This window comes from Verrucomicrobia bacterium CG1_02_43_26, from assembly GCA_001872735.1.
Taxonomy (GTDB): Bacteria; Verrucomicrobiota; Verrucomicrobiia; order Opitutales; family CG1-02-43-26; genus CG1-02-43-26.
The window spans coordinates 199,406-216,380 of record MNWT01000005.1 but is presented as its reverse complement, the minus strand read 5'-3'; the positions used below and the strand labels follow the sequence as shown (position 1 = coordinate 216,380).

Annotated in this window: 17 protein-coding genes and 2 tRNA genes; 12 read left to right on the top strand and 7 right to left on the bottom strand. The window is 42.4% G+C overall.

Annotated elements, in window-relative coordinates:
• Positions 1–70: 70 nt before the first annotated feature.
• Positions 71–556, top strand: coding sequence for a hypothetical protein (locus tag AUJ82_01845; protein ID OIO60739.1), 486 nt, complete (start codon positions 71–73; stop codon positions 554–556).
• 14 nt (positions 557–570) lie between these two features.
• On the opposite strand, the gene AUJ82_01840 is transcribed toward AUJ82_01845, so the two are convergent.
• The 7 genes from AUJ82_01840 to AUJ82_01810 form a co-directional block, all read right to left on the bottom strand.
• Complete coding sequence (locus AUJ82_01840) at positions 571–1,623, bottom strand: pseudaminic acid synthase (protein OIO60738.1); 1,053 nt, start codon at positions 1,621–1,623, stop codon at positions 571–573.
• A 1,161-nt stretch (positions 1,624–2,784) separates the two neighbouring features.
• Positions 2,785–3,471 (bottom strand): hypothetical protein, encoded by a 687-nt coding sequence (locus tag AUJ82_01835; protein ID OIO60737.1) that lies wholly within the window; start codon positions 3,469–3,471, stop codon positions 2,785–2,787.
• A 149-nt stretch (positions 3,472–3,620) separates the two neighbouring features.
• Positions 3,621–4,334, bottom strand: coding sequence for a hypothetical protein (locus AUJ82_01830; GenBank protein ID OIO60736.1), 714 nt, complete (start codon positions 4,332–4,334; stop codon positions 3,621–3,623).
• Positions 4,335–4,358: 24 nt separating this feature from the next.
• Complete coding sequence (locus AUJ82_01825; GenBank protein ID OIO60735.1) at positions 4,359–5,012, bottom strand: hypothetical protein; 654 nt, start codon at positions 5,010–5,012, stop codon at positions 4,359–4,361.
• Between the two features lie 196 nt (positions 5,013–5,208).
• Entirely contained in the window at positions 5,209–5,901 is a 693-nt protein-coding gene (locus AUJ82_01820; GenBank protein ID OIO60734.1) for a hypothetical protein, read from the bottom strand.
• Positions 5,902–6,051: 150 nt separating this feature from the next.
• Positions 6,052–6,723, bottom strand: coding sequence for a hypothetical protein (locus AUJ82_01815; protein ID OIO60733.1), 672 nt, complete (start codon positions 6,721–6,723; stop codon positions 6,052–6,054).
• Positions 6,724–6,865: 142 nt separating this feature from the next.
• Positions 6,866–7,576 (bottom strand): hypothetical protein, encoded by a 711-nt coding sequence (locus tag AUJ82_01810; protein ID OIO60732.1) that lies wholly within the window; start codon positions 7,574–7,576, stop codon positions 6,866–6,868.
• 168 nt (positions 7,577–7,744) lie between these two features.
• On the opposite strand from AUJ82_01810, the gene AUJ82_01805 reads away from it, so the two are divergent.
• From AUJ82_01805 to AUJ82_01755, 11 genes are all read left to right on the top strand, one after another.
• The gene (locus tag AUJ82_01805; protein OIO60731.1) at positions 7,745–8,281 is read left to right on the top strand and encodes a hypothetical protein; all 537 of its coding nucleotides are present in this window, start codon (positions 7,745–7,747) and stop codon (positions 8,279–8,281) included.
• 205 nt (positions 8,282–8,486) lie between these two features.
• A tRNA-Thr gene (locus AUJ82_01800) sits at positions 8,487–8,562 on the top strand.
• A 42-nt stretch (positions 8,563–8,604) separates the two neighbouring features.
• The gene (locus AUJ82_01795) at positions 8,605–9,795 is read left to right on the top strand and encodes a translation elongation factor Tu (protein OIO60730.1); all 1,191 of its coding nucleotides are present in this window, start codon (positions 8,605–8,607) and stop codon (positions 9,793–9,795) included.
• A 102-nt stretch (positions 9,796–9,897) separates the two neighbouring features.
• Positions 9,898–9,973 (top strand) — tRNA-Trp (locus AUJ82_01790).
• A gap of 8 nt (positions 9,974–9,981) precedes the next feature.
• Positions 9,982–10,200 carry a preprotein translocase subunit SecE gene (locus AUJ82_01785; GenBank protein OIO60729.1) on the top strand — a complete coding sequence of 73 codons (219 nt, stop codon included), beginning with the start codon at positions 9,982–9,984 and terminating at the stop codon, positions 10,198–10,200.
• A gap of 23 nt (positions 10,201–10,223) precedes the next feature.
• Complete coding sequence (locus AUJ82_01780; protein OIO60728.1) at positions 10,224–10,799, top strand: transcription termination/antitermination factor NusG; 576 nt, start codon at positions 10,224–10,226, stop codon at positions 10,797–10,799.
• 40 nt (positions 10,800–10,839) lie between these two features.
• The gene (locus AUJ82_01775; GenBank protein OIO60727.1) at positions 10,840–11,265 is read left to right on the top strand and encodes a 50S ribosomal protein L11; all 426 of its coding nucleotides are present in this window, start codon (positions 10,840–10,842) and stop codon (positions 11,263–11,265) included.
• A gap of 24 nt (positions 11,266–11,289) precedes the next feature.
• Positions 11,290–11,988 (top strand): 50S ribosomal protein L1, encoded by a 699-nt coding sequence (locus tag AUJ82_01770; GenBank protein ID OIO60726.1) that lies wholly within the window; start codon positions 11,290–11,292, stop codon positions 11,986–11,988.
• Between the two features lie 5 nt (positions 11,989–11,993).
• On the top strand, positions 11,994–12,506 hold the full coding sequence (locus AUJ82_01765) for a 50S ribosomal protein L10 (GenBank protein OIO60725.1): 513 nt from the start codon (positions 11,994–11,996) through the stop codon (positions 12,504–12,506).
• Positions 12,507–12,669: 163 nt separating this feature from the next.
• Complete coding sequence (locus tag AUJ82_01760; protein OIO60724.1) at positions 12,670–13,047, top strand: 50S ribosomal protein L7/L12; 378 nt, start codon at positions 12,670–12,672, stop codon at positions 13,045–13,047.
• Between the two features lie 139 nt (positions 13,048–13,186).
• Positions 13,187–16,957 carry a DNA-directed RNA polymerase subunit beta gene (locus tag AUJ82_01755; protein OIO60723.1) on the top strand — a complete coding sequence of 1,257 codons (3,771 nt, stop codon included), beginning with the start codon at positions 13,187–13,189 and terminating at the stop codon, positions 16,955–16,957.
• Positions 16,958–16,975 lie beyond the last annotated feature (18 nt).

Below are 16,975 nucleotides of genomic sequence, written 5' to 3'. Positions count from 1 at the left end.
TACAATCTAGTTCTGTGGGCCTCAATGGCAAACCAATACCCCTGAAAAACCCCTAACAGATGGATCAATTATGAAGACAATAAGTGTTAAATGCCCATCTTTGTACACAAGAATTTTGGGCAAACAGGAGTTTATTAAAATCTTCTGTTTATTAAATTGCGCACTAGGAACTTATGAACAGTATTTAACGATCCCTGTAGGAGGAGTGCGGCCAGTTCTGTTCGGGAAAGGTAATCATTTGTTAACTGAGGGAATTCGCTATTTAAAGACGTTTGATGAAGAATCGACAAAGCTCTTAATTGAGAAGGGAAATAGTTATGCAAAAAAGGAGATCAGAGAACGGCTCATTGAAGTAGCTACAACAAAAGGCAAGAAGCTCGATCCTGTGGGGGTTGCTAGGAAAGTTTATGAGCAAGTTATGAAGGAAAACGATTTTACCGTATCCTTTTTCCTAGCGCTAAAACTCAAGGATTACCATCGCTATGAACATCCTCAAAGCGGGCTCAAAGAATTAGCTTTGGATAGATGCGTTGATTGGCTAACCAGTAAACTATAGCGAAAAATAGCTGCTTACGGCAAATGAGCTTTTGTAAGTGGAGTTCCCGCAGGGAGATCTTGTTTTGCTTTTTGACCCAGTAAACTTTCCCAAAATATTGGGTGCAAGCCAGTTGCGGGGCGTATAATCTTTATGTTTTGCGGGGTAAATACTTCATCTTTTTTAATGTCTTGAGAGACGAAGATGGACCTGCGAAAGCGTAGGCGAGACTCTTCTTGCTGCGTAGGGCCTATTTTATCCGTTCCAAATGCTTTGTAGACCAGTTTTAAAGCGTTTGCCAGTTGTTTAAATTCTTCAGGTTCTAATGCAAAACCGGCATCTAGGCTGCCATCATTACGATCCATAACAATATGCTTTTCGATCACGCAGGCACCTAGTGTGATGGCGCTAATGGCAATTTCATTCCCCAGGGAATGGTCTGAGAGCCCGATGAGGCAATTGAATTTAGAGGCCATTGCTGGAATAGATCGTAAATTAAAATCGGTGGGATCCGCGGGATAGGCGCTGACGCATTTTAAGAGAACGATGCTTGGCGTTCCAGCCGTATAAAGGGTATCGATCGCCACATGAATTTCTTTTTCGGTAGCCATACCAGTACTGAGGAGCACGGGTTTTTGGGTTTTACCAATATGCCTTAGTAATGGCAGGTGGTTGATTTCAAGTGATGCGACTTTGTATAGAACGGGGTTAATAGCCTTTTCTAAGTAATCGACTGCTGTCTCATCGAAGGGAGTGCTGAATAGCGTAGTACCAAGTTCTTGAGCGAATCGATTGAGCTCCGGGAGCCATTCCCAAGGAGTCATGCCTTCTTGGTACATATCGTACAAATGCCTTCCATTCCAGAGGGTGTTGTTTTCGTAAAAATCGGGCGCATCCACCGGTAACGTGAGCGTGTCCGGCGTATAAGTTTGTAGCTTAACGGCATCGGCCCCAGCATCGACAGCTGCTTTGATTAATTTTTTTGCGTGCTTAATATCCTGCTTATGATTGCCGGATATTTCAGCGATCAGGAAAGGGCTTTCTTTCGGGCTGATTTCTTTATTATTGATGGAGAATCGTTTTGCCATGTGCCGTTATGGGGCAAGTAGTTTTCAAAGTGTTGTATGTGTTTTTTGATATCAGCAATAGTCAATCGGTCGGGATTATTATCGCTTGTATAGGCGAAGTTACTAGGGCACTTTTTCCCTCCTTTCGGGAGGGCGCTTTTTGTCCAGAAACGAAGCGTAGGTTGAATGACATAGTAGTCCTTGTATTCAATGGTTAAGTGAGCCTCATCGCTTGGAATGAGCGTTTCGTGCATCTTTTCTCCTGGTCTCAGCCCCACGATCTTCTGCTTCGAATTGGGTGCAACGGCATGTGCCATATCGCCCAGTGTGCAACTAGGTAATTTAGGGATAAATAGTTCACCCCCAACCATTTTCTGGAGGCACTTCATGACAAATAGGACGCCTTCTTCCAGTGTGATATAAAAACGAGTCATATCCGGATTCGTAATGGTCAGGTGCTTTTGATCTCTTTGTTTTATAAATAGCGGGATAACGCTGCCTCTGCTACCGATAACATTGCCGTATCGTACCACAGAAAAAAGGGTAGGGCTTTGATTGCCTCTATAACTATTCCCGGCAATGAATACCTTGTCTGAGCAAAGTTTAGTCGCACCGTAGAGATTAACCGGGTTGACTGCTTTATCTGTGCTTAACGCAATTACTCTAGGCACATTTGCGTGCAGGGCGGCATCAACGATGTTTGTGGCACCGTTAACATTGGTTTTAATAAATTCATTTGGATTATACTCTGCTGCGGGAACTTGCTTCAACGCGGCTGCGTGGACAACAATATCCACTCCCTGCATGGCACGTTTTAATCTGTCAGCATCTCTGATATCGCCTAAGAAATACCGCATGCGCTTATTATTATAGAAAGTAGGCATTTCTTGCATTTCATGTTGTTTAAACTCATCTCTGGAATAAACAATCACACGCGAGGGAGCCATCTTGAGTACTTTAGCACAAAAATGACGACCGAAAGAACCGGTGCCGCCGGTTACGAGTATGGATTTGCCTTTAAACATTTGGGGAAAGTGGGGAATTTTGGGAGCCTTATTTTTTATACTAGCTGGCACTAGTAAAGATTTCCAGCTTATTATTTAATCTTCCCTAGAAAAGAAAAAACCCGCCAGAAAAATTTCTGACGGGTTTAAAGTTCTGATAAAAATCAGGTCAATAAGACTAGAGGTGAATTCTTACACCAAAGTCGATATTGTGTAGGTAAGGTGATTCCATCTTCAACTGGCCGCCTGCAGGATTGCGATAGCGAGGCTGAGTTGTTGAGAATAAGCGGTATCCAACATAAAGCGTGAATTGCTCTTGGAACATGTAACCAATTTGAGCCATTAACTGCCAGCCAAGAACATTGTCGCCACGGCTGTTTAATAGACGTACGCCTGCGCGGTTGATGTTACCCATTTTAGCATATGTCCAGCCAAGACCACCACCGAGGGAGATGATAACGTTTTCAAAAGCAGGGATGTCATAAGCTGCGTTAACTAATAAGCTGGTATACTCAACGCTACCGGAAGCATTTGCTTTACCAGTAGTTGGGGTGCTTGCTTTTTTAACAGAGTTTGTGCGATAGGAACCTTCGAGTTCGAAACGGAAGTTTTCCATGAACATCAAACCAACTGCAACGGCACCGCCGCCACCAGTTTTAAATGAGATTTCGCGTGCTGCACCTGTGGGAGTACTTTTGCTCTTTTGGTTTGAGTGGAAACCCACAGAACCGGAAGCACCGAGGTACCAACCATCAATATTGAATGAGTTGCTGCTGCTGCTTTTTGAGTTAGAGTTTTGAGCACCTACGAGTGTCAGTGCACTAGCGCAAAGACCCAAGAATAGGGTTAGAATTTTCTTTTTCATAGTAATTTGTCTTTTTTTAGGTTTTAACAAACCCCTTGGTAGGGGATAGTCTAATTGTCAGTTAAAAAGTATATTTCAAAGATGTCAAACGGATTTTCTAATTTTTTAAACGTTATTTCTGTGAAAATGATTTTTTTGTTTTTTCCCGCTTAAATATTAATTCGTAAGCCAACTTCCAATACACTTAAGATAGGGTGCTGCAATTTAACATTGGGGCTTCCTGCTGGCCCGCGAAAAGTAGGTTTTTCCATAAACATAAGGCGATAGCCGCCTATTAAGGTCCATGAAGGGGTGAATTCGTAGCCAATGCCAGCCATCACTTGGCCGGCGGCCAGACCACGTTGGGATTCCCTAATCACTGTTCCTAGCGTATTATTACGGATATTGCTAATCATAGCATAGGAATACCCAATGCCGGCACCGAGGTATACAGAAAAATCTTTAAAAGCTTCCGGTTGAATATCATAATAAACGTTTAAAAAACCATTTAGGTAGCCCACAGCGCCCTTGGCGGTAAATTTACCTAGCCCATCTGGTTTTACCCAAGCTGCTTTATTGTAAAAATATGAGACCTCTGCGGCAACGCGTACACTTGGGTATTGAGGAATGATTCGTCCTAAACTAAAAGTGCCCCCTTCGCCTGTCCTGAATCGAATTTTTGCATTTGGGGATTGATTGCGAGTTTTGATATCTTGTTGCTGGGAAAACGCCCCTGTTAACGCGATGTACCAGTTTTGAAAAGCTTCAGGTCGGGAATCAAAGGCAGGATCACCGGATTCGTAATAATAATCGTTGGCAAAGGCTTGTGGGAATGTCCCGCAAGCAAATAAAAGAATCCCGCACAGGATATAAATTTTTTTCATAAGGTAAATAGGCTAAAACTTGGTTTATATATCATAGCGTAAGCCAATTTCCACCATGTGGACAAATGGGTTGGTAAAGCGCACGTTGCTAAAAGTTGGACGTGTAGCCATTAATAAGCGGTAGCCGCCCCAGATGTTCCATTCTGCGTTTAAATTTTGAGCCAGCCCGATCATAACTTGCCCGGCAAACAAACTGTCATCACCTTTGCCAACCCGTGGGCCTGCGCCTCCTGTCACCCTAAACATTCTGGCAAGAGAGTAGCCGCCGCCAACACCGAAGTAAACGTCTAGCCCGTTGACGATTTCGTAGTCGTAGAAGAGGTTGATCAGGAAATTAATATATTCGAGGCGACCACTTGCGCTTACACCCCCTGCTTTATTTAGCGCTTGAGCTAAGTATGAAAACTCGAGTTCAGCTCGGAAATTTTGCCAGAAATGCATACCTGCAGAACCATGAAAGCCAGCACCTGTTTGAAATTGGTATGAAACGTTAGGGGTTTGCCCACGTGTTTTGATTTTGTCGTGAAAGTTAACGCTACCCGAGGCTGCTACGTAGAAGTTTTGATCTACTAAATTTATATCATCGTAATAATAATCGGTTTGGGCATCTGCGAAGGCCTTTATTCCAAGAGCTGATAAAATTCCAGCGGTGAGCGTGAGGAATAAGAGTTTTTTCATGCTGATAAACGGTTCTGAGGTTTTGAGGAAATGGTTTAGGGATTTAATCCTACCATCTATACAGGTGTTTTTTCAAGAGCTTGTCAACTCAACATTGCCTTAGCTCCTATACGTTATTAAATATGATAGCGAAACAGGCACAAAAAAACCCGCTTCAAATGAAGCGGGTTGTAAATTAGCTTAAAACAACTAACAACTAGAAGCGGTAACGAATACCGATTTCAAGATTGTTAATGTAAGCATCCTTCATCTTAGCTTTGGAAGTAACTCCTGTGCCAGCGAATGTGAGCTTCTTTACGTTGTGTGAAGGAACTGCGAATAAGCGATATCCAGCATAGATAGAAACATCTTCATTGATATTGTAGCCGACGCCCGCCATTGCTTGCCATGCGAAGACAGTTCTTGTGCTTCTGTAGTTAGCAATTGTTCCTACTGTAGGAGAAACCATGTCGTTCTTGATTTTCTCTTGAGCAACACCTGCACCAGCACCTACATAAACATAGAAGTCTTCAGAAACAGGGATGTCGTAGTAAACGTTAGCCATCAAGGAAGCGTAGCTTACATGACCTTTGCCATTGTTAAGAGGCACATTGATGCCTAAAATAGATGCTGTTGTCTTCTTGATATTGTTTTGACGGTATGCGCCTTCAATTTCAAAACGGATTTGATCGAAGATATAACCTACGGCAACACCACCACCCAAGCCGAATTTGTATTCGGTTGTGTTAGGCGTGTTTAGGCCTGCAAGATTAAGATTTTTCAAGCTAGAATCATTGTGCCAGCTGCCGTTACCGAAACCGGCTACGTAGAAGTCAGAAGTACCAGCGAAAGCTTGGCCGCCAATAAAGGAAGCTGCAGCTATTAGTATTGTTAGTAGTTTTTTATTCATAATATATTATCGTTAGGTTTATTGTTTATGAAACGAGCCAATATTTAATTACTTTTGCGCTACAAGGTCAATGTTTTTCGCTTTATTTTTTTTATAAAAAAACCCGCTTCAAATGAAGCGGGTTGTAAATTAGCTTAAAACAACTAACAATTAGAAGCGGTAACGAATACCGATTTCAAGATTGTTAATGTAAGCGTCCTTCATCTTAGCTTTGGAGTTGATTGAACCACCCGCAGCTGTTGTTGTGAAACGCTTGATGTTGTGTGAAGGAACCGCGAATAAGCGATATCCAGCATAGATAGCAACATCTTCATTGATATTGTAACCAACACCAACCATTGCTTGCCATGCAAACACTGTTCTTGTGCTTCTGTAGTTAGCAATTGTTGTTGCAGGAGATGCAATCATGTCGTTCTTGATTTTCTCTTGAGCAACACCGGCACCCGCACCTACGTAAACGTAGAAGTCTTCAGAAACAGGAATATCGTAGTAAACGTTAGCCATCAAAGAAGCATAATTTACATTGCCTTTACCTTTATTAAGGGTAAGACCTGTAACAGTGCTTTTCTTGATGTCGTTTTGACGGTATGAACCTTCAAGTTCGAAACGGATTTGTTCGAAGATATAGCCAACTGCTACACCACCGCCGAAGCCGAACTTGTACTGAGTTTTGTTTGTTACACCAATGTTTTTGATGCTGGAGTCATTATGCCATCCACCGTTACCGAAACCGGCTACGTAGAAGTCAGAATCACCTGCGAACGCTTGGCCACCAACGAAGGAAGCTGCTGCGATCAATATAGTTAATAGTTTTTTGTTCATAATTATCTTTAGGTTTGTGTTAATTTATGAATTGAGGGGACATTCTTAGATTTTCTGTTGGTTGTGTCAATATTTTTGTTTAAAGATTTTTACTTCCTTTTTATGTGAAAAGAAAAACGTCTACTTTGTGGTAAGAAAAAGCTTAGAAACGATAACGGACCCCGAGCTCTATGTTATCAATGAACGCATTCTTAATCTTTGCTTTGGATGTGGCACTGGGGCCATGGATGTCTTTGATGTTGTGACCGGGGACAAAGAAAAACTTGTATCCGGTATAGATCGTCCAGCTTTGATTGATGGCATAACTAAGCCCCGCCATGGCTTGGCCGGCAAATACAAGCCTTGTGCTTTCGTAACTTAAGGTGCTGCCTTGCTGGAAGCGGATAGTTTGTTTAATGGTTTCTTGGGAAATGCCCGCACCCGCGCCGATATAAAGAGAGAAGTCGTAGCCAAGGGGGATATCGTAATAACAATTCAGGATGAGGGAATCGTAGGAGACGGCTCCTTTTTCCGGAAGAAAAAAGGGGAAGGGGAGAATAATGAACAAGAAAATATCTCCGAGGTCCATGTCGCTCTTCATGACACGGTTTTCCCTGGAAGAGCCTTCTATTTCAAAACGGAATTGCTCGAAGACGTAACCGATTGCTAGTCCTGCGCTCACACCTATTTTTGTGGAATCGTTAAGCGAAGCGCCAAATTGAGGCATGTTTATTTTAACATTGTTTCTCGCGGTAATTCCCCCGAAGGCACTGATGTAGTAGTTGCTTTTGTCTATAGCCTCATCTTCTGCGGACGCCTGTGTGAGGATTCCAGCTATAATCGCCAATAGCGATATTATTATTCTTTTAGTCATGTATGCAGTTTTAGTTGAAAAGCCAGATATTAGACGTTTTAAAAGGAAATTTGTCAATGATGGAAAAGGTGGCTTGTTTTGGATCAAATGATTTGTCTATCAATACTAACGACTCTATTATTCATAGCTGCCTTGACAAATATAGCTTTGGCTGGAATAATTTCTAGGATGCGAAGATTTGGCGTGTTACGCAGGAGTGCACATTTTATCATTCTGGGGTTAGGGCTGTCATTGCTTATCCCTGGGCTCTTTGGTGCTAACGGATTGGGGAAGGCGAACTGGAATGTGGGTTATGTCTACCGGGAAAAGATGTCTGAGGAAGATTTTTTGAGGATATCGGAGTTTTTTACTGGCAAAGAGAATATGGGTTTTCATTTAGTATTAAGAACAAACTCAGAGGAGCGCGAAGGTCTATACTTTATAATAGGTTTAAACGGGAATGTTAATGATTTGCCCAAAGGAACCGAATTAAGAATTAATTATATATTAAGTGATAATCCGGATCCCCAGACGATTTCCTTTGATTTGCCGGAAGGGCAAGGGATGTCCCGTGAACTTTATGTTGGTCTAACGGGGGAAAGTATGCCGTTGGACGGCGAGCCTCCCTTAGCTTGGGAAATCGAGTTTTTAGACGCTGAAAAGGAGATTTTAATTAAAAACCAGAGCTTTTTGTGGAAAATGCCACAAGCTGATACGGCTGGATAGTCGACCTCGAGCGGTTTTATGTTAGATTTCGGTTTAGCTTGAAGAGCCTGGAAATCGGGGAAAGGAGTTATAATATCTTCCCTATATAGCTTTTTTTTAAAAAACACTATTATTTTTAATTTTTAGTATTGACGTACTTTTAAAAGAATTGCAAATTAAGTACCTTACATTCACAGCCCTACCAAGCCAAGGAAATTTCAGGTGGGCCCTTGTAGCTCAGTCGGCAGAGCGCATCCTTGGTAAGGATGAGGTCGGCGGTTCAATTCCGCTCGAGGGCTCCATTAAGAAACAAAAACATATTTAAACTTAAATCTTCAGAGAAAATGGCAAAAGAAAACTACGAACGCACAAAACCACACGTCAATGTTGGAACAATTGGCCACGTTGACCACGGTAAAACTACGCTGACAACAGCGATCTTAAAAACGCAGTCTGACAAAGGCTTAGCAGAGTTCAAGTCCTATGCGGATATCGCTAAGGGCGGAACAGTACGTGACGATTCTAAGATCGTAACGATTGCTGTGGCACACGTTGAGTACGAGAGTGACAATCGTCACTACGCTCACGTTGACTGCCCAGGACACGCTGACTTCGTTAAAAACATGATTACCGGTGCTGCCCAAATGGACGGTGCTATCCTTGTTGTTAGTGCTGCTGACGGCCCTATGCCACAGACTCGCGAACACATTCTTTTGGCTCGCCAGGTTGGAGTGCCTAACATCGTTGTTTTCTTAAATAAAATTGATTTATTGGATGACCCAGATCTTCAAGAACTTGTTGAGATGGAAATTCGTGAACTCTTGAGTAAATACGAATTTGATGGTGATAACATCACAATCGTTAAGGGTTCAGCTTTGGCTGCTCTCGAAGGCAAGCCAGAAGGCGCGAAGGCTATCCAAGAACTTCTTGATGCAATCGACAAGGATATTCCTATTCCTCAGCGTGAAGTTGACAAACCTTTCCTTATGTCTGTTGAGGACGTATTCTCTATCACGGGTCGTGGTACTGTTGCGACAGGCCGTATCGAACGTGGTGTCGTTAAAGTGGGTGAGGAAGTTGAGATCGTTGGTCTTGGCGATACAAAGAAAACTATTTGTACCGGTGTTGAAATGTTCCGTAAGCTTCTTGACCAAGGTCAAGCAGGTGACAATGTTGGTCTATTGCTTCGTGGTATTGATAAAGAAGCCATCGAACGTGGCCAAGTTTTGGCAAAACCAGGTTCTATTAAGCCACACACAAAGGCTAAGGCTGAAATTTACGTCCTAACCAAGGATGAAGGTGGTCGCCACACTCCATTCTTTAACGGATATCGTCCTCAGTTCTACTTCCGTACGACAGACGTAACAGGTATCTTGAATCTCGCAGAAGGTGTTGAGATGGTTATGCCTGGTGACAACTTGTCAGTTACAATCGAATTGCAGAAACCAATCGCTATGGAAGCGGGGCAGCGTTTTGCTATTCGTGAAGGTGGCCGTACAATCGGTGCCGGACGTGTAACAGAGATCATTGCATAATATCTTTAATATATAACGTTTTTGCCGAGTGCTCTTTACGTAAGGGGCTCGGCTAAATGTTATGCAGAGGCTTTATAAAAAATAATACAATTACAAAAATTTAGGAGAATAGCGCAATTGGTAGAGCAACGGTCTCCAAAACCGTAGGTTGGGGGTTCGAGTCCCTCTTCTCCTGCCATAAAAAAAATGAAAAATCCATTTAAAGTCACCAGAATATTCATGTCCGAAATGGTGGGGGAGCTCAAAAAAGCATCCTGGCCAAATCGCAAAGAATTGCGTGATTCTACGATCGTGGTGCTAGTCGGTATCGCTGTTTTAGGAGTTTATGTCAGCGTGGTAGATTTTTCATTATTTCAAGTGGTTCAATTGTTCACCTCATGGGCCCGTTTTGGTATTTGGGGGTAGCTACTCGCTAGAGAATTTTAAAGATGTCTAATATACAATCAATTCATGATTACCGATGGTACGCGATACAGACCCTTTCCAATCAAGAGGGGAAAGTAAAGCTGTATTTGGATAAGTTTATCGAAATCGAGAAAATGGATGAATGGATTAAGGAGGTATTGGTCCCAACGGAAACAGTTGCAGAAGTTAAAGCTGGTAAGAAATCCAGTCGTGTTCGCAAGTTTTATCCCGGGTATGCCTTTATTCATATGAAGTTGTATGACGAGGATAATAAAATTCTTCAAGCCCCTTGGTTGTTTGTTAAAAACACACAGGGTGTCATTAATTTTGTGGGCGGAGAGCGTCCAGTTCCTTTAAAGGAGGACGAAATTGATCGTATTTTAAGTCAAGTACGTGAGGCTGAAGGCAAAGAAGTACCTAAGGTTCAATATGAAATGGGGCAAACGGTTAAGATTAATGATGGTCCATTTTTGAATTTAACGGGTCGTATCGATGAGATAGATCCAGAACGCGGAAAGCTTAAAGTATCCGTTTCCATTTTTGGTCGCTTTACTCCTGTTGAATTGGAGTATTGGCAAGTGGATCGGGTAGAAGGATAGTTTTTATAAAAAAATAATTGTACAATATAGGAAATCGGTCATGGCAAAAAAAGTAATTACTCAAATCAAACTTCAGCTTCCTGCAGGCGCTGCAAATCCAGCTCCTCCCGTAGGGCCAGCACTTGGTGCTGCTGGGGTGAACATTATGATGTTCTGTAAAGAATTTAACGCAAAGACAAAAGAGAGAGCGGGTCTTATTATTCCTGTCGTTATTAGCGTTTATGCGGACAGATCATTCTCTTTTATATTGAAATCGCCGCCTGCGGCTATATTGCTTAAGAAGGCAGCTGGTATCCCTAAGGGTTCGGGTGTTCCTAACCGTACTAAAGTAGGTAAGGTAACGCGTAAGCAAGTTGAGGAAATCGCTAGAACAAAACTTGAAGACATGAATACAGATGATATTCAAGCTGCCATGAGAATGGTAGAAGGTGCGGCTCGCAGTAGTGGTATTGAGATTATTGATTAATTTATAGGATAGGAGAGTCATATTGTGAAAAAACATAGTAAACGTTTTAAGGAAGCACTCAAGATTGTGAAATCTGAGAAAGCTTATAATCTCGATGAAGCTCTTGCTTCAATGAGCAAGACACCTGCGGTCAAGTTTGACGAAACAGTCGAATTAAATTTTCGTTTAGGGGTAGATCCTAAACAGAGCACGCAAATGGTGCGCGGAACTGTAAGACTGCCTAATGGTAGTGGTAAAAAGGTTCGCGTCATAGTTTTTACTGAAAACGCACAGGCAGCGTTAGATGCCGGTGCAGAGTTTGCAGGCCTTAAGGACATGATTGAAAAAGTCCAAGGTGGATGGATGGATTTCGATGTTGCGATTTCAACAACATCCGCGATGAAAGAGGTTCGTTCTTTAGCACGTGTACTCGGACCTAGGGGGCTTATGCCAAATCCAAAATCCGGTACTGTTTCTGATGATGTCATTAGTGCTATTCAGGATGTAAAAGCTGGTCGCGTTGAATACAAGATGGACAAAACAGCTAATATGGCTGTGGTTGTCGGAAAACGTTCATTTGAAGCTAGTAAGCTCAAAGAAAACGCGGAAGCCGCGTTAAAGAGCGTTCTCGAGAGCCGTCCAGATGGTATTAAGGGACAATATATAACAAATGTAACGCTTGCTTCAACCATGGGCCCAGGTCTTAAATTGAGCAGCGATCTTTACACAAGCAAAAGCAGATAAAGGTTATGAGAGAAGGAAAACAATATTTAGCAAAAGCAGTAGCTACACATTTAGAGAAATCAAGTTATGTGTTGTTGCTCGATTATAAGGGCGCAACGGTTCAAAATATCGCGGACATCCGTGCTTCTTTGAAAAAACATAAAGCTGAGTTTCACGTCGTCAAGAACAGTGCTCTTAAAGTTGCTGCAGAACAAACAGAACGCCCAGACTTTACGGACTTTTTATCAGGACCTGTCGCCATTATCGTTGGAGGTGACAATCCTTCCGAAGCAGCCAAGGTCATTGTTGAATTCCGTAAGAAAAACGAAAATAAGTGTGCCTTTAAAGTAGGTGCCTTAGGTGATCGTGTTTTGACAGCTCAGGAAATTAACGAACTATCAAAATTGCCAAGTTTGGATGTATTGCGAGCACAACTCATGGGCTTATTCAATCAACCAGCCGAAAAACTTGTCAGGGTATTCAATGCAGTACCTCAAGGCGTCTTAAATGTCTTGGATGCTCACGCGAAAAAAGGATAAATAAATATCATTTACACAAACAATGGTTTTATTTTACTCTTTACATGAAATTCAAAATCATTAATCTGTAACTTTTTAATCAAAAAATTAAAAAAAACCTGTTAGGGGAGAATATCCCTTAAATTTCCAAAAGGAAGCTAACACTTAAAAGAAAAAAAACAAAATGGCTAATATTACAAAAGAACAAGTCGTAGAATGGTTAGGTAACCAAACCGTAATCGAAATTGCCGGACTGGTAAAGGAACTCGAGGACAAGTGGGGCGTAAGTGCTGCTGCTCCTGTTGCAGTTGCTGCAGTTGCGGGTCCTGCCGCAGAAGTTGCGGAAGAAAAGACCGAGTTTGATGTTATTCTTAAATCTGGCGGCGAAAAGAAAATCAATGTGATTAAAGAAGTTCGTGCGATCACTGGGTTGGGCTTGAAGGAAGCTAAAGACCTTGTTGAAGGTGCTCCTAAAACTGTCAAGGAAGCAACCAGTAAAGCCGATGCTGAAGACATCAAGAAAAAGCTTGAAGCAGCTGGTGCCGAGGTTGAGATTAAATAACTACAGTTTTTTTTCACTTGAAAGAGTCATACGAGCCTTATTGCAAGACTCGTATGGCTTTTATTATTCTGACGCAAAATACCCCTTTTCAAAGAAATCGTTATCACTGTTTAAAATTTTTTCATCTAGCTAAAAAAGTATGTCCAAGTCCGAGCGCATTAATTTTGGAAAATTAAAGGAAATCATCACACCTCCCAATTTGATTGAAAATCAATTGGATTCATATGAGGAGTTTTTACAGAAGGACGTAGCGCCCTCTAAGAGAAAGAACTTAGGGTTAGAAGCTGTCTTCCGCGAAGTCTTCCCGGTAGAGAGCTACGATGGGCGTTGCAGTTTGCAGTACGTTTCTTATAACATTATCGCTCCCAAATTGTCGGAGATCGAGTGCTTACGAGAAGGGTCATCCTATTCCGTTTCTTTATACGTCACATTAAAGCTCGTAGAAGAGGGTGTCGAACGTGATGAAGAGATTTACATGGGCGAAATCCCCATGATTACCAAAAGTGCGTCATTTATCATAAATGGAGCCGAGCGTGTTGTTGTTAGCCAATTGCACCGTTCTCCTGGTATCTGCTTTGAAGAGGCTTTTCACACCAGTGGTAAGGCGCTCCACTCTTTCCGTATTATTCCTGATAGGGGTACTTGGTTAGAGGTTCAGTTTGACCAAAACGACCTTCTTTATATTTATTTAGACCGTCGCCGTCGTCGTCGCAAATTCCTTATTACAACTTTATTGCGCGCGATGGGTTACGGCAAGGATTCGGACATCTTGAATCTTTTCTATAAACTAGAAAAATTGAATTTGAAAAAAGCAGCCGCAATGGAGAATGTTTCTAACCTAGTATTGGTTGAAGACATTGTTGATGCTGAGCAGGGTATTGTTTTAGCACGCGCTTTCGAGCCGTTGACAAAAACGATTGTACGGTCTTTCATCAAGGCAAGGATTGATTCTGTTAACGTGATTGACACTTCTATTGATGATGGTGCAATTATCCGAAGCTTGAAAAAGGATCCAACTCGTAATGAGGAAGAGGCCTTAAAGGACATTTATAAGCGTTTGCGCCCAGGGGAACCAACGACTACTGCCAATGCCCGTGCTTTAATTAAAAGACTTTTTAATGACCCTAAGCGTTATGATTTGGGTCGCGTCGGTCGTTATAAGCTCAATCAGAAATTAGGCTTAAATATCGATTTAGAGACCAGAATTATTGTCATCGATGACATTATTGCAGCGACCAACTACTTGGTGAAGCTCAAAAGAGGCGAGGGGATTGTTGACGATATTGACCACTTAGGTAGTCGTCGTGTACGTACTGTAGGTGAGCTCGTCGCAAACCAATGTCGTGTCGGTCTATCTCGTACAGAACGTTTGGTCAAAGAGCGTATGACTTTGTATGATCAAAGCGCTGATTCTATTTCTCCTCAAAAACTGATTAATCCTAAGGCGTTAAGTACTGTTATCAGAGACTTTTTTGCGCGTAGTCAGCTTTCTCAGTTTATGGACCAAATTAACCCATTGGCAGAAATAACGCACAAGCGTCGTTTATCAGCTTTGGGGCCAGGTGGCTTGAACCGTGACCGTGCCGGATTTGAAGTGCGTGACGTTCATCCATCTCACTATGGTCGTATTTGTCCAATTGAGACACCGGAAGGTCCAAATATTGGTTTGATCAATTCATTGAGTACTTATTCTCAGATCAACGAATTTGGATTTATTGAAACGCCTTACCGCGTTGTTACTGACAGTGTTGTTACTGATGAAGTTCACTATTTAACAGCCGACCAAGAGGAATCCTTCGTTATCGCACAGGCTAACTCTGAGATTGATGACAAAGGCAAGCTGCAAGGTAAAGTGGCTGTTCGCTTACGCGACATGGTGCTTGAAGTTCAGCCTTCTGAGGTTCATTACATGGACGTTTCTCCAAAACAGCTTGTTTCCGTAGCTGCAGGGATTATTCCCTTCTTGGAGCATGACGATGCTAACCGCGCATTGATGGGATCAAACATGCAACGTCAAGGTGTACCGCTGTTGCAAACAGAAGCTCCATTTGTGGGCACTGGTTTGGAGCGCAAGGTCGTCGAAGACTCCGGAACAGTTATTATATCTGAATCCAAAGGCGTGGTTGCTTCTGTGGACGCAAATCAAATCGTTGTTACAAAAGACGGTAAAATGCCTCGGGTAAAGCCAGATGAAGCTCTGCAAACGGATGTTAATCAAGAACTTTATGTTTACGGTTTAAGGAAGTTCATGCGTTCTAACGCTGCAACTTGTTTTAACCAAAAACCAATTGTGTGCAAAGGCCAACCTGTTAAGAAAGGTCAGGTCATTGCGGATGGTGCGTCTTCCGATAATGGGGAGCTCGCATTAGGCCGAAATGTTTTAGTGGCCTTCATGCCATGGAACGGATACAACTTTGAAGATGCTATTCTCTTAAGTGAGAAGTTGATTAAAGATGATGTCTTTACCTCAATCCACATCGAAGAGTTTGATGTGGCCGCAAGAGACACAAAGCTAGGACCGGAAGAAATCACCCGTGATATTCCTAATATTGGTGAAGAAGCTTTGAAGAATCTTGACCGAAACGGAGTTATCCGAATCGGTGCTGAAGTTAAGCCAGGTGATATCCTCGTGGGTAAAATTACGCCAAAGAGTGAAACTGAACTTGCTCCAGAAGAGAAACTTCTGCGCGCCATCTTCGGTGAAAAAGCCGCTGATGTTAAGGATACTTCACTCGATGTTCCATCCGGTATCTACGGTATTGTCATGGATGTTAAGGTTTCAACCCGCATCGATGGCGAGCGCGAAAAGCTCTCTCCTTCCGATAAAAGACGTCAGTTGAAGCGCATTAACGAAGAATTTAAGAACAATAGCGATCAATTGCGCGATGAGTTGACAGAATCCTTGTCTAACATTTTGTTAGGGGAGAAGATTCCTTTAGATGTCTTTAACGCTGAAACAGGCGAGGTCGTGATTCCTGCTAACCGCAAGATAACAAAGACACTGCTCAGAAAGCTAGCTGCCATTTCGGATAATATTCAAATCGATCCTTCTCCTGTTCGTATCAAGATCATGGAGATTGTTGACAATTTCCAACGAAGGTTCCAAGAACTGGAGGAAGAGAGAAGCGTCAGAGTTAAAAATGTTGAGTCTGGTGAAGGTATTGAAGCAGGTGTTATTAAAAATGTAAAAGTTTACATCGCTACGAAACGCAAAATCCAAGTGGGTGATAAAATGGCTGGTCGCCACGGTAACAAGGGTGTTGTTGCAAAGATTGTTGCAGAAGAAGACATGCCTTTCTTGCCAGACGGTACGCCGATTGAAATCGTACTAAATCCACTAGGGGTACCTAGCCGGATGAACGTTGGACAGGTTTTAGAGACGCACTTAGGTTGGGCATGTAAAAAGCTGAATCTCAAAGTGGCAACTCCAGTATTTGACGGGATTTCTGAAAAAAGAATACGTGAATATTTAGAAGAGGCGAAATTACCTTATTCTGGTAAATCTCAATTATATGATGGCCAGACAGGTGAGCCATTTGACCAACACGTTGTTGTCGGCTACATCTATATGATGAAGTTGAACCACTTAGTGGCAGACAAGATCCACGCTCGTGCGGTTGGGCCTTATAGCTTGATCACGCAACAGCCTTTGGGCGGTAAAGCACAGTACGGTGGTCAGCGTTTCGGAGAAATGGAAGTGTGGGCTCTTGAGGCATATGGCGCTGCTTATACGCTGCAAGAATTGCTCACCGTAAAATCCGATGACGTACAGGGCCGTACAAAAATATACGAAGCCTTGGTAAAAGGGGACAATTCATTGTCTGCCGGTACGCCACAATCATTCAACGTTTTAATGAAGGAAATTCAAAGCCTTTGTTTAGATGTTCGTTTAGGTACAGACGAAAAATAACTTCAAATTATTTATAAA